Origin of the sequence: Pseudomonas moraviensis subsp. stanleyae (assembly GCF_036283065.1) — a bacterium.
Lineage (GTDB): Bacteria > Pseudomonadota > Gammaproteobacteria > Pseudomonadales > Pseudomonadaceae > Aquipseudomonas > Aquipseudomonas stanleyae.
Genome location: NZ_JAADJI010000019.1, coordinates 51,504 through 70,785 on the forward strand (window position 1 = coordinate 51,504; position 19,282 = coordinate 70,785).

Annotated in this window: 20 protein-coding genes and 1 pseudogene; 11 read left to right on the forward strand and 10 right to left on the reverse strand. The window is 60.8% G+C overall.

The features are described from left to right. Nucleotides 1-173 precede the first annotated feature (173 nt). Nucleotides 174-2,150 carry a methyl-accepting chemotaxis protein gene (locus GXB78_RS28315; protein WP_329517759.1) on the forward strand — a complete coding sequence of 659 codons (1,977 nt, stop codon included), beginning with the start codon at nucleotides 174-176 and terminating at the stop codon, nucleotides 2,148-2,150. 195 nt (nucleotides 2,151-2,345) lie between these two features. Further along, nucleotides 2,346-3,560 carry an aldose 1-epimerase family protein gene (locus tag GXB78_RS27370; protein ID WP_329517760.1) on the forward strand — a complete coding sequence of 405 codons (1,215 nt, stop codon included), beginning with the start codon at nucleotides 2,346-2,348 and terminating at the stop codon, nucleotides 3,558-3,560. Here the strand turns inward: GXB78_RS27370 and GXB78_RS27375 are convergent. Continuing rightward, nucleotides 3,557-5,050 carry a YifB family Mg chelatase-like AAA ATPase gene (locus tag GXB78_RS27375; RefSeq protein ID WP_329517761.1) on the reverse strand — a complete coding sequence of 498 codons (1,494 nt, stop codon included), beginning with the start codon at nucleotides 5,048-5,050 and terminating at the stop codon, nucleotides 3,557-3,559. The two genes, GXB78_RS27370 and GXB78_RS27375, sit on opposite strands and share 4 nt — an antisense overlap. A 601-nt stretch (nucleotides 5,051-5,651) precedes the next feature. Here GXB78_RS27375 and GXB78_RS27380 point away from each other — a divergent pair. Next, nucleotides 5,652-5,921, forward strand: coding sequence for a HigA family addiction module antitoxin (locus GXB78_RS27380; RefSeq protein WP_329517762.1), 270 nt, complete (start codon nucleotides 5,652-5,654; stop codon nucleotides 5,919-5,921). Nucleotides 5,922-6,088: 167 nt separating this feature from the next. Here GXB78_RS27380 and GXB78_RS27385 read toward each other — a convergent pair whose 3' ends face one another. Continuing rightward, nucleotides 6,089-6,349, reverse strand: a complete 261-nt coding sequence (locus GXB78_RS27385; RefSeq protein ID WP_007920416.1) for an accessory factor UbiK family protein — start codon at nucleotides 6,347-6,349, stop codon at nucleotides 6,089-6,091. A 394-nt stretch (nucleotides 6,350-6,743) separates the two neighbouring features. Here GXB78_RS27385 and glnK point away from each other — a divergent pair, with 394 nt between their 5' ends. From glnK to GXB78_RS27410, 5 genes and pseudogenes are all read left to right on the forward strand, one after another. After that, on the forward strand, nucleotides 6,744-7,082 hold the full coding sequence (gene glnK / locus GXB78_RS27390) for a P-II family nitrogen regulator (protein WP_002555808.1): 339 nt from the start codon (nucleotides 6,744-6,746) through the stop codon (nucleotides 7,080-7,082). A gap of 37 nt (nucleotides 7,083-7,119) precedes the next feature. Next, nucleotides 7,120-8,457, forward strand: a complete 1,338-nt coding sequence (locus tag GXB78_RS27395) for an ammonium transporter (protein ID WP_329517763.1) — start codon at nucleotides 7,120-7,122, stop codon at nucleotides 8,455-8,457. 215 nt (nucleotides 8,458-8,672) lie between these two features. Next, nucleotides 8,673-9,098: a secondary thiamine-phosphate synthase enzyme YjbQ gene (locus tag GXB78_RS27400; protein WP_329517764.1), complete on the forward strand. Its 426-nt coding sequence runs from the start codon at nucleotides 8,673-8,675 to the stop codon at nucleotides 9,096-9,098. Between the two features lie 101 nt (nucleotides 9,099-9,199). Next, nucleotides 9,200-9,523, forward strand: coding sequence for a transcriptional regulator SutA (gene sutA / locus GXB78_RS27405; RefSeq protein WP_329517765.1), 324 nt, complete (start codon nucleotides 9,200-9,202; stop codon nucleotides 9,521-9,523). Between the two features lie 78 nt (nucleotides 9,524-9,601). Beyond that, nucleotides 9,602-9,703: pseudogene (locus GXB78_RS27410) on the forward strand (metal ABC transporter ATP-binding protein); the annotation flags it as partial. 9 nt (nucleotides 9,704-9,712) lie between these two features. Here the strand turns inward: GXB78_RS27410 and GXB78_RS27415 are convergent. The 6 genes from GXB78_RS27415 to lptM are packed head-to-tail and all read right to left on the reverse strand — an operon-like array spanning nucleotide 9,713 to nucleotide 14,319. Next, nucleotides 9,713-10,420, reverse strand: coding sequence for an HAD family hydrolase (locus GXB78_RS27415; protein WP_329517766.1), 708 nt, complete (start codon nucleotides 10,418-10,420; stop codon nucleotides 9,713-9,715). Then, complete coding sequence (xerC, locus tag GXB78_RS27420) at nucleotides 10,417-11,316, reverse strand: tyrosine recombinase XerC (RefSeq protein ID WP_024014773.1); 900 nt, start codon at nucleotides 11,314-11,316, stop codon at nucleotides 10,417-10,419. The genes GXB78_RS27415 and xerC overlap by 4 nt, the downstream gene beginning before the upstream one ends. 2 nt (nucleotides 11,317-11,318) lie before the next feature. Then, nucleotides 11,319-12,044 carry a DUF484 family protein gene (locus GXB78_RS27425; RefSeq protein ID WP_042607115.1) on the reverse strand — a complete coding sequence of 242 codons (726 nt, stop codon included), beginning with the start codon at nucleotides 12,042-12,044 and terminating at the stop codon, nucleotides 11,319-11,321. A gap of 13 nt (nucleotides 12,045-12,057) precedes the next feature. Continuing rightward, a complete protein-coding gene (gene dapF, locus GXB78_RS27430) occupies nucleotides 12,058-12,888 on the reverse strand; it encodes a diaminopimelate epimerase (RefSeq protein WP_329517767.1) in 831 nt (276 codons plus the stop codon). Between the two features lie 3 nt (nucleotides 12,889-12,891). Next, a complete protein-coding gene (gene lysA / locus GXB78_RS27435) occupies nucleotides 12,892-14,139 on the reverse strand; it encodes a diaminopimelate decarboxylase (protein ID WP_329517768.1) in 1,248 nt (415 codons plus the stop codon). A 9-nt stretch (nucleotides 14,140-14,148) separates the two neighbouring features. Further along, complete coding sequence (lptM, locus tag GXB78_RS27440; RefSeq protein ID WP_016772589.1) at nucleotides 14,149-14,319, reverse strand: LPS translocon maturation chaperone LptM; 171 nt, start codon at nucleotides 14,317-14,319, stop codon at nucleotides 14,149-14,151. A 314-nt stretch (nucleotides 14,320-14,633) separates the two neighbouring features. On the opposite strand from lptM, the gene cyaY reads away from it, so the two are divergent. The 3 genes from cyaY to rnk all read left to right on the forward strand — a co-directional run bounded on the left by cyaY (nucleotide 14,634) and on the right by rnk (nucleotide 15,865). Continuing rightward, on the forward strand, nucleotides 14,634-14,966 hold the full coding sequence (gene cyaY / locus GXB78_RS27445; protein ID WP_041476930.1) for an iron donor protein CyaY: 333 nt from the start codon (nucleotides 14,634-14,636) through the stop codon (nucleotides 14,964-14,966). A gap of 3 nt (nucleotides 14,967-14,969) precedes the next feature. Next, nucleotides 14,970-15,188: a DUF1289 domain-containing protein gene (locus GXB78_RS27450; RefSeq protein ID WP_123417745.1), complete on the forward strand. Its 219-nt coding sequence runs from the start codon at nucleotides 14,970-14,972 to the stop codon at nucleotides 15,186-15,188. A gap of 257 nt (nucleotides 15,189-15,445) precedes the next feature. Next, nucleotides 15,446-15,865, forward strand: a complete 420-nt coding sequence (gene rnk, locus GXB78_RS27455) for a nucleoside diphosphate kinase regulator (RefSeq protein WP_024014769.1) — start codon at nucleotides 15,446-15,448, stop codon at nucleotides 15,863-15,865. A gap of 9 nt (nucleotides 15,866-15,874) precedes the next feature. Here the strand turns inward: rnk and GXB78_RS27460 are convergent, their stop codons facing one another. Together GXB78_RS27460 and GXB78_RS27465 are read right to left on the reverse strand one after the other, a co-directional pair. Continuing rightward, on the reverse strand, nucleotides 15,875-18,712 hold the full coding sequence (locus tag GXB78_RS27460) for a class I adenylate cyclase (RefSeq protein WP_329517769.1): 2,838 nt from the start codon (nucleotides 18,710-18,712) through the stop codon (nucleotides 15,875-15,877). Between the two features lie 182 nt (nucleotides 18,713-18,894). Then, nucleotides 18,895-19,140, reverse strand: coding sequence for a TIGR02647 family protein (locus GXB78_RS27465; RefSeq protein WP_003229392.1), 246 nt, complete (start codon nucleotides 19,138-19,140; stop codon nucleotides 18,895-18,897). Between the last annotated feature and the right edge of the window lie 142 nt (nucleotides 19,141-19,282).

Consider the following 19,282-nt stretch of genomic DNA (forward strand, 5'->3'; position numbering starts at 1 on the left):
CAATGCCACCACTGCACCATACCCACGCATCGCGCTCAAGTATTCGGTTTTACCGCCGACTACGAGCATGTGGAACCGTCGTGCCGGTTTCGCGCTACACCCCCATTATTAGAATATTTTCCGGGCAATTACCGCGATCAAGGAGGATTCGGTGGCTCGGCCAGGAGCTGTTCATGTCTCAACCTCGTGCTCGGATCGCCTCGCAGCTGGGCCTCGCCCTTGCTGTGATACTGGCGATTGTCATCAGCGGCAGTACGGTTTTTGCTTTGCGTTCGCTGGATTCCGCCAACCTCGCCACCCGTGAAGAGCACCTGGCCAGTGAGGCCCGGCTGCTGGCCGACCAACTGAGTACTTTTCACGGTACGCTGCGCGAAAGCACTCTGCGCCTGAGCGGGCTGTTCGAAAAACGCTTTGGCAGCGGCTTGAGTGTGCACCCCGATCAGCCAGTGACCGTGGCCGGCGTGCAGACCCCGGGCCTGCACCTGGGCAGCGAAGTGCTGAACAACGACTTCAAGGAAGTTGACGAGTTCAAGCAGATGACCGCCGGCGTGGCCACGGTATTCGTGCGCAGCGGCGAAGACTTCATTCGCGTCAGCACCAACGTCAGCAAGCAGGACGGCACCCGTGCCATCGGCACTGTGCTCGATCACGCCAATCCGGCGTACGCGAAGTTGATGGCCGGGCAGAGTTATGTCGGCCGCTCGCTGTTGTTCGAGCGCTACTACATGTCGCAGTACACACCGGTGCGCGACGCGGGCGGCAAGATCATCGCCGTGTTGTACGTTGGCTTCGACTACACCGACGCGCAGAACGCGCAGTTCGCCAATCTCAAACGCTTCCGCATCGGCAAGACCGGCTCGCTGGCCCTGCTCGACGAGCAGAACAAATGGCTGGTGCCGATTGCCGGGGTCGAAAACCTGGATCAAGCCGCCCCGACGATCAATAACCTGGTGAAAACCCCGGGCAAGGGTGAGTTCTGGAGCGACAAGGGCGAAGACTTCTACAGCATCGCCGTGCCGTTCGAAGGTGGCCCGTGGTCGGTGGTGGCGAGCATGCCGAAAGCCGAGATCCGCGCGGTGACCTGGAGCGTCGGTACGCAACTGGCGATCGGCAGCCTGCTGGCGATGTTGCTCGCGGTCGGCTCTGTGGTCTGGCTGCTGCGCAGCAAACTCGCGCCGCTGGGCGATCTGGTGCGTCAGGCCGAAGCCCTCGGTGCCGGTGATCTGAGCGTGCGTCTGAACGTATCGAGCCACGACGAAATCGGTCAGCTGTCCCGCGCGTTCAACCAGATGAGCCAGGCCCTGTCGACCATGGTCGAGCACATCCGCCGCGCCTCGGAAGAGGTCAACAGCCGTGCACAGGCGTTGTCCGGCTTGTCCGGTGGTGCTTATGAGGGCATGGAGCAACAGTCGGGCGAAATCACCAGCATGGCCGGCGCCGTGGAAGAATTCAGCGCGACGTCGCTGAACATCGCCGACAACATGGGCGCGACGCAGCGCCTGGCACAGGAAAACGCTCAGCAGACGCAGATTGGCCGCAGCTCGATGGAAGAAGCGTCGTCGTCGCTGGAGCAGATCGCCGGTGCGCTGAACAGCACCGCCACGGTAATCAACACCCTCGGCCAGCGCTCGCAGGAAATCGGCGGCATTGTCGGCGTGATTACCTCGATCGCCGAGCAGACCAATCTGTTGGCGCTCAACGCTGCCATCGAAGCCGCCCGTGCCGGTGAGCAGGGTCGCGGTTTTGCTGTGGTCGCGGACGAAGTACGCAGCCTCGCCTCGCGTACCCGTCAGGCGACCGACGAAATCTCCAGCATGATCCACAGTATTCAGCAGGAAACCGGCAACGCGATCAGCACCATGGAGCAGGGCAATGTGCTGATGCAGGAAGGCCTGTCGCGCAACGCCAATGTCGCCACGGCACTGGCACGGATCGACGAGCAGAGCCGTTCGGCAGGCCAGCAGTTTGCTGCTATCACCACCGCCACTCAGGAGCAAAGCAGCACCGCGACGTTGCTGAGCAGCAATCTGCAAAGCATCGCCTTGGCTAATAGCGAGCAGCGTGAGGTTGTGTCGAACCTCGCCATCACCGCTAAAGAGCTGGAGAAACTGGCAGCGGATCTGCGTTCCGAGGTTGATCGCTTTCGTTGATGCGTTGTTGAAATAGCTATCGCGAGCAAGCTCGCTCCCACAGTTTTCGGTGTGATTCACAAACGTTGTGAAAGCCCGATTTCCCAGTGGGAGCGAGCCTGCTCGCGAATGCTTTTTTCCCACAGCTTCTTTGGACTTGCTGAAACGTTTCCGCAGCGCTATAAAAATGGCACAACTCCAATAAAGGCTGCTGCCATGACTCCGCTCAAACTCCTCGTCGCTCTCGGCGCATTCTCTGCCGCTTCCCACGCCATGGCCTGGGACTATGTCCTGCTCGACGCCAACACCCCGGCAAAAAACTGGACGATCACCAGCGAGCAGCTCGGTGTAAAAGTTACCAAACCGTTTTCCGTGACCCTGCGCACCCTGCACGGCGGTCGTCAGGAGGGCGTCAGCATCGTCGATATCGATAACGGCACGATGAAACTCTCGGTAGTGCCGACCCGTGGCATGAACGTGTTGCAAGCTTCGGTGGGCGACGTGCGCATGGGCTGGGATTCGCCGGTCAAGGACGTGGTCAACCCGGCGTTCATCGAGCTCAACGGGCGCGGTGGCCTGGGCTGGCTCGAAGGCTTCAATGAACTGGTCACCCGTTGCGGTTACGAGTGGGTTGGCCATCCCGGCATGGACAACGGTGAACTGCTGACCCTGCACGGTCGCGCCGCCAACATCCCGGCCAGCACCGTCACTCTGCACATTGATGAAAAACCACCGTATGCCATCACGCTGCGCGGCGAGCTGAAAGAGCAGGCATTCAAGAAAGTCGATTTCTCGGTGGCGACCGAACTGGTCACCGAACCGGGCAGCACAAGCTTCGCCCTCAACGACACCCTGACAAACAACGGCGATTATCCAAAGGAATACCAGGCGCTGTATCACAGCAACTTCAGCACGCCGTTTCTTGAGCAAGGGGCGAAATTCGCTGCGCCGGTGAGGCAGGTGTCGCCGTTCAACGACAAAGCCAAGGGTGATCTGCCCGACTGGCAGACCTATCGCGCGCCGACCAAGGATTACGACGAAACGGTGTACAACGTCGTGCCGTATGCGGACGCCAAGGGCGATACCTTGACCGTGCTGCACAACAAGGCCGGCAGTCTCGGCGTCGCGGTTGGCTTCAATACCGAGCAGTTGCCAGTGTTTTCGCTGTGGAAAAACACCGACACCCAAGGGCAGGGCTACGTCACCGGGCTGGAGCCGGGCACCAGTTTTTCCTACAACCGTCGCTATCAGCGGCCGTTGAATCTGGTGCCTACCATTGCGTCGAAAGAACACAAACAGTTCCAGATCAGCTACAGCCTGCTGGCCGATAAAGCTGCGGTGGATAACGCCCTGAAGCGCGTGATCGATATTCAGGCCGGGCGCGACACCGAAGTGCGCCAGACGCCGCTGGTTGATCTGACTGAGCATTAAGGTGTCGCCGGCCGGTATTGCAGTGCCTCCGCCAGATGCTCGCGGGTAATCGCATCGGCCTGTTCAAGATCCGCCAGGGTGCGCGCGACCTTGAGCAGGCGATGCGCCGAGCGCAGCGACAGGATCAATCGCTCACAGGCTGCCTCCAGCCATGTTTCGTCGGCTGTGGATAACTTGCAGTGACGCTTCAATCCCGGCAGATCGAGAAACGCATTGGCACAGCCTTGGCGTTTCTGCTGGCGCTCCCGCGCTTCCGCTACCAACGCTGCAGCGCTGGCGCTGTTTTCGCCGGGCTTGGCTGCCGGATTCAATGCTGTCGCTTCACGTGCCACGGTCAGGTGCAGATCGATGCGATCCAGCAGCGGCCCTGACAATTTGTTGCGATAGCGCTGGACCATGTCCGGCGTGCACGAACATTTGCCGCTGGGTTCGCCAAGATATCCACAGGGACACGGATTCATCGCTGCCACCAACTGAAACCGCGCGGGGAAGCGCACGCGATCCTTGGCCCGGGCGATGACGATATGCCCGGACTCCAAGGGCTCGCGCAGTACCTCGAGAACCTTGCGATCAAACTCCGGCAGTTCATCGAGAAACAGTACGCCGTGATGGGCGAGGGTAATTTCACCGGGTTGCGGCTTCGAGCTGCCACCGACCAGCGCAGGCCCGGAGGCCGAGTGGTGCGGTTGGCGGAAGGGGCGCTGCGGCCAGTGAGTCAGAGGCACACCGCTGGCGACCGATTGAATCGCCGCCACTTCCAGCGCCTCGCACTCGGAAAGCGGCGGCAGCAATCCCGGCAGACGACTGGCCAGCAGCGTCTTGCCCGTTCCCGGAGGCCCGCTGAATAACAGGTTGTGTGCCCCCGCTGCGGCAATCAGCAGTGCGCGCTTGGCGGCAGTCTGGCCTTGCACCTCGTTGAGATCAGGATAGGGTTTAGCGGCATGCATCAAGCCGTCGGAAACGTAAGGCTCCACCGGCGTATGCCCGTTGAAATGCGCCACCGCTTCCAGCAAGTGATCGACCGCAAACACCTTCAGCCCCGATGCCAGGCACGCCTCTTCCGCATTCGCCCGCGGCACCACCAACGCCCGTCCGGCCTTGCGCGCTGCCAACGCCGCGGGCAGCACGCCACGCACCGGTCGCACGGCCCCGGACAACGCCAGCTCACCCAGACACTCCACATCATCCAGCGTCAGACACGGCACCTGCACACTGGCCGACAAGATCCCCAAGGCAATTGCCAGATCGAAGCGCCCGCCATCCTTGGGCAGATCCGCTGGCGCCAGATTCAAGGTGATCCGCCGCGCTGGAAATTGCAGCCCGGAATTGATGATCGCACTGCGCACCCGATCCTTGCTCTCCTTCACTGCAGCTTCAGGCAGGCCGACCATGGTCAGCGACGGCAGACCGTTGGCCAGATGGACTTCGACAGTGACGGCTGGGGCTTCCACGCCAACCTGGGCGCGGCTGTGGACAATGGAGAGGGACATGGTCGTTCCTTGAGCTGAATCGGGGACCGCTTCCTGCGGGTTTTTGAAGGGTAGTTGAGCCGGGTTTCAGTGCTGAAATAGAGGTTTACAAGACGTATCAAGACCCGATGGACTGTCACTGCTTGCCTGAATTGGAGCGTTGACTCTCGCCCGGCATTGACGGATCCTCCCGCTCGAGGACTGCAACTGCGCATTCGTCGGGACTGGGCACCAGTAAAAGCTCCCCCGCATTTTCGGCAGCAGAGAAAGCTGGTTTCTCTGAAGTAGTGACGACGGGCTAGCCTGTCGGATTCTGAACCCAAGGCCGTAAAGCCCGGAGCTAAAGAATCGCTGCGACTACTCCTCAAAAAATACTTAAAAGGCGTCCATCGGACGCCTTTTTTATTTCTGATTTAACGGTGCTCGCGGTATCTGCCCCACTAACGTGCCATGTGCGCGTTTTTGCGGGTACCAAGTCACCACGAAGTAACCAAATCCTGTGGCGCGCTCGTGTCGCGGTTCAAGAATCAGTGTTCCCATAGATGTCCTCAGTACCGCGACCCTGTTTCCACATCGCGGATGCTCCAGTTTGGCCACTCAATGCAGCTTCTGGAGGCGAAAAATGGACCGCAATGGTGTGCGCCCGATTCATCCGGGCGAGGTTCTGAACAAGGAATTCATGGAGCCGTTGGGCATGAGGGTCATGGATCTGGCCATGCCCACGAACTGGCCCGAAAGCGAGATCGAAAAGCTTGTGAAATGCCAGCTCAGGATCTGCGCCGATCTGGCAATCAGCCTTGCCGCTCATTTCAACACTACGCCTGAGTTCTGGATGAATCTCCAATCGACTTACGATTTGCGCAGGGCCCAGCTCCGGCATGTGGGTTTATAGCGATTGCAGCATCCGCGAAGCCCTTTTCCACCATGGCCCCGTCATTGAGCGCTTGGTCTGTTCCCGATCCAACACCATCGGTGCAGGTTGTAGGACGTTGCCGAGAAGATTGAAGCGCTGAAGATCAAAAGATCGCAGCCTTCGGCAGCTCCTACAGGGGCAGCGGATTATTCCGCGGGCGGTGTTAGCTTCGCTTCCATCTCGGCAACTTTGGCTTCAAGACTCTCAAGCCGTGCACGAGTACGCGCCAGCACAACCATCTGACTATCGAATTCTTCCCGGCTGACCAGATCGAGTTTGCTGAAGGCGCTTTGCAGCAGCATTTTGAACTGGCTTTCGATTTCGGCTTTCGGCAGCGGGGTGTCGCCACTGAACAGGCGGGAGGCGGTGCCGCTCAGGGCGTCGAGGAAGTCTTTGGGCGCGAGCATGGGAAATGTCCTGGAAACAATGGCCGGCAGTGTATCACGCAGTGTCTATAGTCAATCCCGTTGCTCGGATGCACGCTTTTCGCGCAGGGGGACGGACGGTGGCGCACCGTTGTTGTGCGTATCGGTAAACGCTTTTCTGCGCGAGTGCGCGCAACCGAGGCCAAACGGTTGAAATGCTGGGCTTTTGCCGAGCTGGCAAGGTTTCTGCTTAGTCACCCTCGACCCATGCACTGATGCAGTCGCTGTGACGAATGCAGTGCGGCAGACGAAGCGGGGAGTTTCGTCTGATGCGGTTAGCTGGCGTCAACGATGCGTTACAAAGCCAGGCACTGCGCTTAGACTTGAGACGGGTTTGTTTTCCTGGGGCAAGTCCACCAATTCGGGAGAGAGTTTCATGAAGCTAGTCACTGCCATCATCAAGCCGTTCAAGTTGGACGACGTGCGCGAGTCGCTGTCCGAAATCGGCGTGCAGGGCATTACCGTCACTGAAGTCAAAGGCTTCGGCCGGCAGAAGGGTCACACCGAGCTGTATCGCGGCGCGGAATATGTGGTCGATTTTCTGCCCAAGGTGAAAATCGACGTGGCCATCGACGACAAGGATCTGGATCGGGTTATCGAGGCGATAACCAAGGCGGCCAACACCGGCAAGATCGGTGACGGCAAGATCTTCGTGGTCAATCTGGAACAGGCGATCCGCATCCGTACCGGCGAAACCGATACCGACGCGATCTAAGCGCCGCCACAAACCCAACGCCCCAGGAGAAAACAATATGACTCTGCGTAAATTCGCAGGGCTAGGCGCCCTGTTGTCCATCGTAATGCCCGGCATCGCCATGGCGGCAGACGAAGCGGCAGCGCCAGTCCTCAATTCCGGCGACACCGCCTGGATGCTCACCTCGACAGCCCTGGTGCTGTTCATGACCATTCCCGGCCTGGCGCTGTTCTACGGCGGTATGGTTCGCTCGAAAAACATTCTTTCCGTGCTGATGCAGTGCTTTGCCATTACCGGTCTGATCAGCATCCTGTGGGTCATTTATGGCTACAGCATTGCTTTCGACACCACCGGCATGGAGCAGGGCGTCGTCAACTTCAATTCGTTCTTCGGTGGCATGGGCAAGGCGTTCCTCGCCGGTGTCACGCCTTCGAGCATTACCGGCCCGGCGGCGCTGTTCCCTGAGGCGGTATTCATCACCTTCCAGATGACCTTCGCGATCATCACCCCGGCGCTGATCGTCGGTGCGTTCGCCGAGCGCATGAAGTTCTCCGCGATGCTGATCTTCATGGGCGTCTGGTTCACCCTGGTTTATGCACCGATCGCGCACATGGTCTGGTCCGGCAACGGCGGCCTGATGTGGGACTGGGGCGTGCTCGACTTCGCCGGCGGCACCGTGGTGCATATCAACGCCGGTATCGCCGGTCTGGTGGCGTGCCTGGTACTGGGCAAGCGCAAAGGTTTCCCGACCACACCGATGGCCCCGCACAACCTCGGTTACACGCTGATGGGCGCGGCGATGCTGTGGGTTGGCTGGTTCGGCTTCAACGCCGGTTCTGCCGCGGCTGCCAACGGCACCGCCGGCATGGCCATGCTGGTTACTCAGATTGCTACTGCCGCTGCGGCACTGGGCTGGATGTTTGCCGAGTGGGTCACCCACGGCAAGCCAAGTGCACTGGGCATTGCTTCGGGCGTGGTCGCCGGTCTGGTCGCGATCACTCCGGCCGCCGGCACCGTGGGCCCGATGGGTGCACTGGTGATCGGTCTGGCCGCAGGCGTGGTGTGCTTCTTCTGCGCGACTACCCTGAAACGCAAACTCGGTTATGACGACTCCCTGGATGCCTTCGGCGTGCACGGTATCGGTGGTATCCTCGGCGCGATCCTCACCGGTGTGTTTGCCGCACCGGCGCTGGGCGGCTTCGGCACCGTGACTGATATCGGCGCGCAGGTCTGGATTCAGATCAAAGGCGTCGGCTTCACGGTGATCTACACCGCGATCGTCACCTTCATCATTCTCAAGGTGCTGGACGCGGTCATGGGTCTGCGTGTCACCGAGGAAGAAGAGTCGGTCGGCCTCGATCTCGCACAACACAACGAACGCGGCTACAACCTGTAAGTACGCGCGATAAAAAAATTGCCCGGTTCGCCGGGCATTTTTTTGTCCGGGATTTGTCATTCAAGGAGCGGCTGAAAGGATTTTTCTTACGGCTTTGGTCGTCTTTACGACGAGGCTTTTTCTGCGGGCAATCGCTTACATCGCTGCAGGAATATTAGGGCCTTTGTTTTTTTTCAGAGCACGCTAGAATGCGCCCCGAACGAGCGGAGAACTGTATGTGGCAACAGACTCTGATAACCCTGCGGGCAAGGCCCCGGGGCTTTCATCTGGTAACCGACGAGTTGCTCGCAGGCTTGCCTGAACTCAAGAGCTGTCGGGTCGGTCTGTTGCATTTGTGGCTGCAGCACACGTCGTCATCGTTGACCATCAACGAGAACGCCGATCCGGCAGTTCGTCGCGACTTCGAACGATTTTTCAATCGCCTGATCCCACAAGGAACAGACGGCTACGAGCACAACGACGAAGGCCCGGATGATCTCCCGGCGCACTTCAAGGCCAGCGTGCTCGGTTGCCAGATCAGTCTGCCGGTTGCGGCAGGGCGGCTGGCACTGGGTACCTGGCAAGGGATTTATCTGGGCGAGCACCGTGATCACGGCGGTGCCCGTAAAGTCCTCGCCACCTTGCACGGTGAACAGGCATGAGCCGCTGCCGGGCAGCGGTAGAAGATTTTTCAACGGCGGCTTCGACAGCCGCCAAAGCTGGTCTATAACTAATCTGCTTTTGGCAAGTCATGAGGTAGAACATGAGCGACGATGATCTGGAAAACGACGACCTCGAAGTAGGCGACGAAGACGAGGCCGAGGAAGGCCTGGAAGCGGCAGCGGAAGACGTTGTCGAAGACGATGGCGGTGACACGCCGGCCCCGGCTGCCAAAGGCAAAGCCAAGGCTGCGGTATCGGTCGACGAGTTGCCGAGCATCGAAGCCAAGAACAAGGAGCGTGATGCCCTGGCCAAGGCCATGGAAGAATTCCTTGCGCGCGGCGGCAAGGTGCAGGAAGTGGAGGCCAACGTGGTCGCCGATCCGCCCAAGAAGCCGGACAACAAGTACGGCAGCCGCCCTATCTGAGGCGCGTCGCTCGCTTGCTGAAAAGGCCCGCCGTCGCTGCGGGCTTTTTCATGCCTGAAATCAATCCGTTGAAAACAAATGCAGTCCCCTGTGGGAGCGAGCCTGCTCGCGAAGAGGGCATGTCAGCCGACACACATGTTGAATGACACACCGCATTCGCGAGCAGGCTCGCTCCCACAGGGCTGTAGATCAGTTCGAGGGAGCATTCCAGCGGGATAGGACGGCGGGCAATTCCGTGAGGCTGCGGATTTCCGCGTCTGGCAGACGGTCCGCTTCCCAGACCTTGCCCGTCGGGTTGAACCACACCGCGCGCAAGCCCGCCTGTTGCGCCCCGGCAATGTCATCACCGGGATGATCGCCGACATGCACCGCCGCTTCGGCACTCACACCGCCGCGTTGCAGGGCTTCATGAAACAGCCGTGCATCCGGCTTGGCGATGCCGATGTCTTCGGCGCACAAGGCGAACTTGAAGTAGTCCGCCAGCCCCAACCGGCGTACATCGGCGTTGCCATTGGTGACGACGCCGAGGGCATAGTGATTGGCGAGCAGCTCCAGCAGCGGCTCGACTTCCGGGAACACTTCGATCTGATGCCGAGCGTGCAAGAACACTTCAAAAGCCTTGTCAGCCAGATCCGACGCCTCGCCGTGGGCATATCCGGCTTCTTCCAGCGCATGGAACAGCACACGTCGGCGTAGCGCGCTGATGCGGTGCTTGAGGCCTGGTTCGTCCGCCAGCACCCGCTCGCGAATCGACCACAAATGTTCCACCGGCACGGCGCCCAGATTCGACGCATGTTCGCTCAGCCATTCGCGCAGCACCGTTTCGGCGCTGGCGATCACCGGAGCGGTGTCCCACAGAGTGTCGTCGAGGTCGAAGGTGATCAACTGAATGCTCATGAATCATCGCCTTTCATGCGTTTGGCCCGGGGATGGGCGCTGTCGTAGACCGCCGCCAGATGCTGGAAGTCGAGGTGGGTATAGATCTGTGTGGTTTTGATATCGGAGTGACCGAGCAATTCCTGCACCGCGCGCAGATCCTGTGAAGACTCCAGCAAATGGCTGGCGAACGAGTGCCGGAGCATGTGCGGATGCAGGTTCTGCCCCAGTTCGCGCTCGCCAGCGAGTTTGACTCGTACCTGAATCGCACGAGGCCCAAGGCGTCGGCCTTGCTGGCTGACAAAAACCGCATCATCGGCAGGATTAGTCATGGCGCGCAGCGGCAGCCAGTGTTCGAGGGCCTCTCGGGCCTTGGTGCCAACCGGCAAAAGGCGAGTCTTGCTGCCCTTGCCGAGCACCTGAACCATGCCGTCGGCGAGATCGAGCTGATCGAGATTGAGCCCGGTCAACTCGGACAGGCGCAGGCCAGAAGAATAGAACAGCTCCAGAATCGCCTGATCGCGCCGGGCGAGAAAATCGTCCTCGACTGCGCCTTCCAGCAGTTGCAACGCGCGGTCGGTATCGAGGGTTTTCGGCAGGCGCCGTTCGCCTTTCGGCGGTGCCAGGCCGGTGGCCGGGTCGTGGTCGCACAAGCCTTCGCGATTCAGGTAGTGATAGAGCCCGCGCACCGCCGAGAGCAGGCGGGCGAGGCTGCGCGAGGATTGACCCTGCGCATGCAGTCGGGCGATGAGGCTGCGCAGGCGCTGGATGTCCAGCGCGGCCCAGCTGCCGATGTTCTGCTTGATGCACCAGCCGAGGACTTTATCGAGGTCGCGGCGGTACGCCGACAGGGTGTGCGGCGACACCTGTCGCTCACTGCGCAGATGTTCGCAGTAAGCGTCCAGTTGTCGTTCCATGCTCAGCGTACCGAGCGCAGCGAGCTGTTGACCCGTGGCAGCACGCGGCCCATGACCTCGGCGATGTAGCTGAGGAACAGGGTGCCGACCGAACTCTTGTAGTGCTGCGGATCACGGCTGGCGATGGCCAGGATACCGTGGATGCCCTGATGGCTGACGGCAACCACGGCGGTCGAGCCGATCTGCTGGCGCTGTTCTTCGCCGAAGAGGAAATCCAGCTCATGTTCACGCAGGCTGCCGCTGACGCTTTTGCCTTCGGTGAGGAGGCCGCCGATCGCGGTTTGCGCATCGGCGTGGGTTACCCAGCGGCCGACCGGGGCTGGGTTGTCGCCGAGCAGGATCAGGCTGACAAAGGGCACCTGGAAATCCTGACGCAGGCTGTCTTCAACGCTGATCACCACGTCTTCCAGAGTCGACGCATCCATCAGCGCGAGGATCAGGCGCCGGGTTTTTTCGAACAGCCGATCGTTGTCGCGGGCCACGTCCATCAGATGCGAAAGGCGATGGCGCATCTCGATGTTGCGATCGCGCAGGATGGTCATCTGCCGTTCGACCAGCGACACGGTGTCGCCGCGTCGGTGCGGGATGCGCAACGACGGCAGCAGCTCTTCGTGCTCGACGAAGAAATCCGGATGAGCCTCCAGGTAGGCGGCAACCGCGGCTGCCTCGAGGCTCTCGGACGCTGATTCGTCGGCTGGTCGGGCGGGTACCTGGGGCTTGTCGGTCATGATTTCTGCTCGCTCAAAGACGCACTTGTCCTTCGTATACACGCACTGCCGGACCGGTCATCAACACCGGTTCGCCCGGGCCGGCCCACTCGATGGACAGACGCCCGCCGGGCAGGTCGATCAATAGCGGCGAATCCATCCACCCCTGACTGATGGCCGCCACCGCTGCCGCACAGGCGCCAGTGCCGCAGGCCTGGGTTTCCCCGGCGCCGCGTTCCCACACGCGCAATTGCGCCCGGTGGCGGTCGATGACCTGAAGGAAACCGACATTGACCCGCGCCGGAAAGCGCGGATGGTGTTCGATCTTCGGCCCCAGTTCATGCACCGGTGCACTGTTGATGTCATCCACGCGTATGACCGCATGGGGATTGCCCATCGACACGGCGGCCAGTTCGACCGTGGTGCCATCGACGTCCAGCGGATAGCTGCTGGCCTGGGCCGGCGCCTGGAATGGAATGTCCACCGGCACCAGGCGCGGCGCGCCCATGTTCACGCCGATCTGGCCGTCGTTACGCACGTCCAGTTCGATGATGCCGCCCTTGGTCTCGACGCGGATCTGCCGCTTGGCGGTCAGACGCTTGTCGAGCACGAAGCGGGCGAAGCAGCGCGCACCGTTGCCGCATTGCTCCACTTCCGAACCGTCGGAGTTGAAGATCCGGTAGCGAAAGTCCACGTCCGGGTTGCTCGGCGCTTCGACGATCAGCAACTGGTCGAAACCGATACCGGTGTGGCGGTCGCCCCATTGCTTGGCGTGTTTGGGCTGAATGTGCGCGTGCTGGCTGACCAGGTCGAGGACCATGAAGTCGTTGCCCAGGCCGTGCATTTTGGTAAAACGCAGCAGCATGGGTTACTCCGGCAGCAGGCTTTCGCCGGCAAACAGCTCGGCCACGGTTTCGCGGCGACGCACTTCAAAAACCTGATCACCATCTACCAGCACTTCAGCGGCACGGCCGCGGGTGTTGTAGTTGGAGCTCATGACGAAACCGTAGGCGCCGGCCGAATGCACCGCCAGCAAGTCGCCTTCCTCCAGCGCCAGCTCGCGGTCCTTGGCGAGGAAATCGCCGGTTTCGCAGATCGGGCCGACGATGTCGTACTTGCGTGCAGCGCTGTCGCGCGGTTTCACCGCCGTGACGTCCATCCACGCCTGATACAGCGCCGGACGGATCAGGTCGTTCATCGCCGCGTCGACGATGGCAAAATCCTTGTGCTCGGTGTGCTTGAGGTATTCGACCTGCGTCAGCAACACGCCGCCATTGGCAACGATGAAGCGGCCCGGCTCGAACACCAGCGCCAGATCACGCCCGTTGAGACGCTCGCGCACGGCTTTGATGTAGTCGGCAGCCAGCGGCGGCTCCTCATCGCGATAACGCACGCCCAAACCACCACCGAGATCGATGTGGCGCAGGTGAATGCCGCAATCACCGAGACGGTCGACCAGATCGAGCAAGCGATCCAGGGCGTCTATGAACGGCGGCAGGGTGGTCAGTTGCGAACCGATGTGACAGTCGACACCTACCACTTCCAGATTCGGCAGATGCGCAGCGCGCACGTACACGTCTTCGGCGTCGGCAATGGCGATGCCGAACTTGTTCTCTTTGAGACCGGTGGAAATGTACGGGTGGGTGCCGGCATCGACGTCCGGGTTCACGCGCAGCGAAACCGGGGCGCGAACGCCCAGCTCGGCGGCGACCAGTTGCAGGCGCTCTAGCTCGTCGGTGGATTCGACGTTGAAGCAGTGCACGCCGACTTCGAGGGCGCGACGCATGTCGTCACGGGTCTTGCCGACGCCGGAGAAGACGATCTTGTCGGCGCTGCCGCCAGCGGCCAGTACGCGTTCCAGCTCACCACGGGAAACGATGTCGAAACCGGCGCCGAGACGGGCCAGGACATTCAGTACACCGAGGTTGGAGTTGGCTTTGACCGCGAAGCAGACCAGATGCGGCATGCCGGCCAGCGCATCGGCGTAAGACAGATATTGCGCTTCGATGTGCGCGCGCGAGTAGACATAGGTGGGCGTTCCGAAGCGGTCGGCGATGGCGGACAGCGCCACACCTTCCGCGAACAGCTCCCCGCCACGGTAGTTAAAAGCGTCCATGGCGATCCCTTAGTAAACGTCGTGCTTGTGAGCCTTGGACGGCTGCTTTTGCGAAGACTGGGCTTGTTCGGCCGGGTCCTGGTCGTCATCGGGCAGGTACAGCGGGCCTTTTTGACCACAGGCCGAAACCAGGCAGGCAACCGCGACGAGCGCAGCAAGGGAAGAGATCAGGCGCTTCATGGCGAAATCCTTGAAAATGCGTTAATTGCGCCGGAGTATACCGGCCACCCGGCAGCTTGCCTATGCGAGGGGTTTCCCGTCCGGCGGGGCTCCTGAGAAGCGCATCATCCCTGTGGGAGCGAGCCTGCTCGCGAAGAGGTTGTAACATTCGATGCGTTCGTTGCCTGACACACCGCTTTCGCGAGCAGGCTCGCTCCCACAGGGGCGGTGTTGAATGGGACGACAGGTGCTTGGTCGTTAATCTTTGCAATCATCCAGCAGCGTCCGTATCTTTCGGCGCTTAAGCCTGATCAGACATTTTTGAGGTTGCCGCAATGAGTTTGTCCGAAGCCCGTTTCCACGATCTGGTCGATGAAACCCAGGAAAAACTGGAAGACATATTTGACGAAAGCGATCTGGACATCGATCTGGAAAGCTCGGCCGGCGTGCTCACTGTCAAATTCGAAAACGGCAGTCAGTTGATCTTCAGTCGCCAGGAGCCGTTGCGTCAGCTGTGGCTGGCGGCCGTGTCCGGTGGTTTCCACTTCGACTACGACGAAGAAAGCGAGCGCTGGATGTGCGACAAGAGTGAAGAGCAACTGGGCGAAATGCTTCAGCGCCTCGTCAAGCAGCAGGCTGGCGCTGAATTCGATTTCGAAGGTCTGTGATTCGTGACTGATGCAGCGCCTGTTCGCCCGCCGAAACCGCTCTACAGCAACGTCAGCCCGGCGGTGCCTTCGCCGTGCACGGGCGTCTGTCGACTGGACGAGCAGAAAGTCTGTCTCGGCTGCGCGCGCCACGTCGAAGACATTCGCGAATGGCGCTCGGCCGATGATCAACGGCGGCGCGTGATATGCGCGCAAGCCGCAGAGCGCCGCACTCAAGCCTGATACGAACTTGTGGCGAGGGCGCTTGCTCCCGCTGGGTCGCGAAGCGGCCCCAAACTCTTGCGACTGCTGCGCAGCCGAGCGGGAGCAAGCTCCCTCGCCACAGGTTTTCACCCAGGCAAAAAAGGGCGTGACTTGTATATTTTTTGAGCTGTGATAGTGTCCGCGAACGCCTCAAACCACCGAGGCACGGTGAAAACCCCGTCTTTTTTGGCGGGGTTTTGCTTTTTTTGTGCAGAAGAAAGGAGTCTGCCTGGATCATGACCGCACCTTCCATCACCCTTACCCGTCTGGACGTGCAACGTCTGGAGCGCCTGATCGACAGCCTGAGCGACAAAGACCAGGCTGCGCCGGGCGTGATTGCGCTGCAAACCGAGCTGGACCGCGCCGATACCGTGGTCGGCCACGATGAAGTGCCCGCCGATGTCGTGACCATGAATTCCCGTGTGCATTGCCGCGAAGAAGGCAGTGGCAAGGATTACCATCTGACGCTGGTCTACCCCAAGGACGCCAACGCCGACGAAGGCAAGATCTCGATCCTGGCTCCGGTCGGCAGTGCACTGCTGGGCCTGAAGGTCGGCCAGCACATCGACTGGCCGGCGCCGGGCGGCAAGTCGCTGAAACTGACCTTGCTGGAAGTGGAATCGCAACCGGTCAACGGTGGCGCCTTTCCCGAATAAATCCCCGCCTCAAACCTGTTCGAGCGCATCGTTCAAAGAGCGCTCCAGGTCCGCTTTGTAGCGCAGATACAGATTGCTTGAACTGTGCCCGTCACCGAGCAGACCCGACAGGTCGAGGTCGGTGATGTAGCAGCGATAGCGCTCGGTCTCGCGGCGCTGCTCGACGATCTCCCGGGCGACCACGCTGAACAGCTGGTCGCCATGTTCCAGTTCGCTGAATTCCCGCTGATTGCAATACAGGGTGACCTGCACTTCTCCGGGCGCGGCTTTGCCGATGATCGCCTGCACGTCGTAGAACGGTTTGTTCACTGGCGTCTGCGGTGCCGGGCGGGTTTCGACCCTGCGTGAGCGTCCCGGGCCTGACAGCTGGTAATACAAGGTTTCAGGACTGCTCGCCGGGCCACCGTCCATCGGCAATTGCGCTTCACGGCGGTACTGGATCGATTGCAGAAAACGCTGCAACGGCACCAGCAGACTCTGTTCGTCGTGGTACGGCAACTGCTGGTGCCACAAGGCATTGAATTCATCCAGCACGTACAGCTCGGCCTGTTGCTCGCTGATGCGATAGAACACCTGAATGCACTCGGGCTGACCCATCGGCAGAATCAGCGCAAGGTCGTGATCTTCCAGTGCCATCGGGTCCAGGTGCAGTGGGCTGTAGCGCGGTTGTTCCTCGCCCAGGTAGTCGAGCAGTGCCGGCAGGGTGGCAAGGGCGACATGGTTGACCTGGCCCGGCACCAGCTCCAGCACGTGATAGTGCTGCTGTACCTGAATCAGGTAGCGATGGTTCAAATCACTGAGCAACAGGGTCTGCGCGGTGTCGACGATTTCCTCGACGCGGCGCGCGATGAATTGCGCGCGGTTGTGACAGAAGCAGCGCACTTTCAGCGATGGCTGCACAGGGCTGCGCGGCAGGTTGTTGAGGTAATCGCGCAGGCAATCGAGCAGCGCGTGCGGGCCGTCGAAACGATTGACCAGCACCTCGTTCCAGCTGTTGAGCGTGACCTGATCAAGGGTCAGCACGAGGTTCTCGCGCACGCCGGCATAGCTCAGCGAGTCGGTGCGCTCGGTGGTCATCAGGATGTTCAGGTCGCGGTGATGCTTGAGTGGGTCGACGCCGACGTTGATCAGCAGCAGCACTTCGCTGGGCACGGCGGCACGCAGCAATGGCTCTTCGGCCAGGGTGGGCAAGGGCAGGGCGATGCACTGCTGCAGGCTGCCGAGCAGGTTGAACAGCTCGAACTCGCTCAGGTCGCTGGTGCCCGGATGCAGGGCCAGACGGGTGCTGCTGTCGATCACGCCGTTGCGGTGGCACCAGGTCAGCAGTTCAAGCAGTTCGCGACTGCGCTTGATTGGCGCAAAGTTTTCCCACTCCAGCGCCGTCAGACTGCCGTTGTATAGCCCCCACTGGGTCTGCCCCGGCTCTTTTTTGTTCGGCGACTGCACCAGGGTCAGGGTGTCTTCGGCCAGATCCGGGGCGATGCCCGGATTGATGAACTCGACCTTGTCGGCCTTGCGCTCGAACGCCGCGTACAGGCGCCGACCGAGCACATTGAGGTCGCGTTTGTTGATCAGGCTGACAGTCTGTTCGCTGCGGGCGAACTGGGTCAGAAAGCGATAGCTGTAATTGAGCTCGTTGACCAGCGCGCGACGCTCGGCGCTGACCTGGCGCACTTTCCACTGACTGCGGCTGTCGAGCAGCGCCAGTTGCCGCTGATCCCAGTGCCACTCGCTGGCCAGGCGTTCGAGCAGTGCCCGTTGCCAGCCCTGGCTGCGGCTGTTGCCGGTGAGTTTGCGGTTGACCTTCAGATACAGCGCGCGGCGCACCAGCTCAAGCCGTTCCGGCTCGTTGCGGGCGATGAGGTATTCCTCGATACGCCGATACACGACCATGTACGGGTCGAGCTCATCGAGATCGAGCTGATTGGCAAACACGGCTTTCTTGAAGCGCAGGCTCAGGCATTGCACATGCGGATGTTCGCTGGCGTACACCTCGGTCAGCAGAAGTTTGAGCACCGACTTGTAGGGCGACTCGATGCCTTTGAACAACTGCCACAACCCGGCACCGATGAATTCCCCGGGCGGAATGGTCGCCATCGGCCCGAGATCCAGAGTCTCGTCGGCGCGAATAAAGCGCTTGGACAGCAGGGTGTGGGTGTAGGCGTCGTAGGCCGTTTCTTCATAGACCGGCACCAGCCACCAGATCGGCGTGCGCCCGGCCAGCCAGATCGCCGTGCGGTAGAACTCGTCGAGCAGCAGATAATGCTGGGTACTGCCGCAGTTTTCCGAACTGAGCTGGGAATCGCGTTCGCCTTTGATGAAGCGCGCCGGGTCGATCAGGAAGAAATGCGCCTCGGCGCCCTGGCTCGCGGCCCAGGTTTCCAGCAACTGGCACTTCTTGCTCAGCTCGGCGAGTTCGCTTTCGCTCAGATCCGGCGCATGGCAGACCCACACGTCCATGTCGCTTTGATCGGCCTGGGCCAGCGTGCCGAGGCTGCCCATCAGGAACAGGCCGTGGATCGGTCGCGGCGGATTGCTGCCATGGCGCGGTTTGTAGGAGAACGAGCGAGTCAGGCGCTGTGCCTCGGCAAGCGCATCGGCGTCCGGCTCATAATTCGACAATCCGGCCGGGGTACTGCCCGAGACATAGCCGGGCAGCAACGGATGATTGACGTGAAAGAACAGCGGCAACAGCGTGAGCACGCTTTGCTGGCGCGTCGACAAGCCTTCGAGTGCACGGCCGAGACGGCCTTCGTTGAGTTTGAGAAAACGTGCGCGCAGTTGGCTGAGTACCTTGCGGTCGATGCCTTCGTCCAGGTCGGGGCGGATTTCGTGGGTGCGCGTCATGTCAGCTCAAACCGGCTTGCAGGCTCGGACGTAGAGGGTCTCGGAATGGCCGCAGTTTAGCCTCTGCGCGGCAGGACGTTTAAGCTGAATTTGTTTTTTGACGGCAGATTTTTATCGCCAGCGTTCAGGCGGGCCCGCGGAAATCCCGTGGCAGGAGTTCCCGTGGGCAAAGTCAGAAAAAATCAGGCGGTTTCCTGCTCTCTCAGAATCGTCAGTACGGTCTGCACATTTTGCGCGGCATCGCGGCCAAGGCTGGTCAGATACCCGCCATCAGGCTGGTCAGTGAGTTCTTTTTCGAAGAGGCGTTTGGCGGCAGCTATGTGTTTCGGGGCAGCGGTCTGATGAATTTTCAGACCTTCCTGGGAACTGTCCAGGTTGAAGAGTGCAAGGACTTCCAGTTCGGCAACCAACTCAGGGGTAAGCGACATAAGGACTCCAGACTTTCTAGGAATTGGACGACAGCGCCTCTAAGGTGAACCCGCTGGTGCGGCATGTCCAGTGCTCGGATCAGGGATTTTGTCTTGAGGCGAATTCCAGTGTAGTCCGCATAAAAAAGATCGCAGCCTTCGG

What these genes read in the sequence shown, in the direction of transcription:
- GXB78_RS27385 (WP_007920416.1), bottom strand. Translation starts at nt 6,349, where the DNA reads ATGCTCGCGCCCAAAGACTTCCTCGACGCCCTGAGCGGCACCGCCTCC.
- GXB78_RS27395 (WP_329517763.1), top strand. Translation starts at nt 7,120, where the DNA reads ATGACTCTGCGTAAATTCGCAGGGCTAGGCGCCCTGTTGTCCATCGTA.
- glnK (WP_002555808.1), top strand. Translation starts at nt 6,744, where the DNA reads ATGAAGCTAGTCACTGCCATCATCAAGCCGTTCAAGTTGGACGACGTG.
- GXB78_RS27425 (WP_042607115.1), bottom strand. Translation starts at nt 12,044, where the DNA reads ATGACCGACAAGCCCCAGGTACCCGCCCGACCAGCCGACGAATCAGCG.
- rnk (WP_024014769.1), top strand. Translation starts at nt 15,446, where the DNA reads ATGACCGCACCTTCCATCACCCTTACCCGTCTGGACGTGCAACGTCTG.
- GXB78_RS27400 (WP_329517764.1), top strand. Translation starts at nt 8,673, where the DNA reads ATGTGGCAACAGACTCTGATAACCCTGCGGGCAAGGCCCCGGGGCTTT.
- GXB78_RS27370 (WP_329517760.1), top strand. Translation starts at nt 2,346, where the DNA reads ATGACTCCGCTCAAACTCCTCGTCGCTCTCGGCGCATTCTCTGCCGCT.
- sutA (WP_329517765.1), top strand. Translation starts at nt 9,200, where the DNA reads ATGAGCGACGATGATCTGGAAAACGACGACCTCGAAGTAGGCGACGAA.
- GXB78_RS27460 (WP_329517769.1), bottom strand. Translation starts at nt 18,712, where the DNA reads ATGACGCGCACCCACGAAATCCGCCCCGACCTGGACGAAGGCATCGAC.
- cyaY (WP_041476930.1), top strand. Translation starts at nt 14,634, where the DNA reads ATGAGTTTGTCCGAAGCCCGTTTCCACGATCTGGTCGATGAAACCCAG.
- lysA (WP_329517768.1), bottom strand. Translation starts at nt 14,139, where the DNA reads ATGGACGCTTTTAACTACCGTGGCGGGGAGCTGTTCGCGGAAGGTGTG.
- GXB78_RS27415 (WP_329517766.1), bottom strand. Translation starts at nt 10,420, where the DNA reads ATGAGCATTCAGTTGATCACCTTCGACCTCGACGACACTCTGTGGGAC.
- lptM (WP_016772589.1), bottom strand. Translation starts at nt 14,319, where the DNA reads ATGAAGCGCCTGATCTCTTCCCTTGCTGCGCTCGTCGCGGTTGCCTGC.
- GXB78_RS28315 (WP_329517759.1), top strand. Translation starts at nt 174, where the DNA reads ATGTCTCAACCTCGTGCTCGGATCGCCTCGCAGCTGGGCCTCGCCCTT.
- GXB78_RS27375 (WP_329517761.1), bottom strand. Translation starts at nt 5,050, where the DNA reads ATGTCCCTCTCCATTGTCCACAGCCGCGCCCAGGTTGGCGTGGAAGCC.
- dapF (WP_329517767.1), bottom strand. Translation starts at nt 12,888, where the DNA reads ATGCTGCTGCGTTTTACCAAAATGCACGGCCTGGGCAACGACTTCATG.
- GXB78_RS27465 (WP_003229392.1), bottom strand. Translation starts at nt 19,140, where the DNA reads ATGTCGCTTACCCCTGAGTTGGTTGCCGAACTGGAAGTCCTTGCACTC.
- xerC (WP_024014773.1), bottom strand. Translation starts at nt 11,316, where the DNA reads ATGGAACGACAACTGGACGCTTACTGCGAACATCTGCGCAGTGAGCGA.
- GXB78_RS27380 (WP_329517762.1), top strand. Translation starts at nt 5,652, where the DNA reads ATGGACCGCAATGGTGTGCGCCCGATTCATCCGGGCGAGGTTCTGAAC.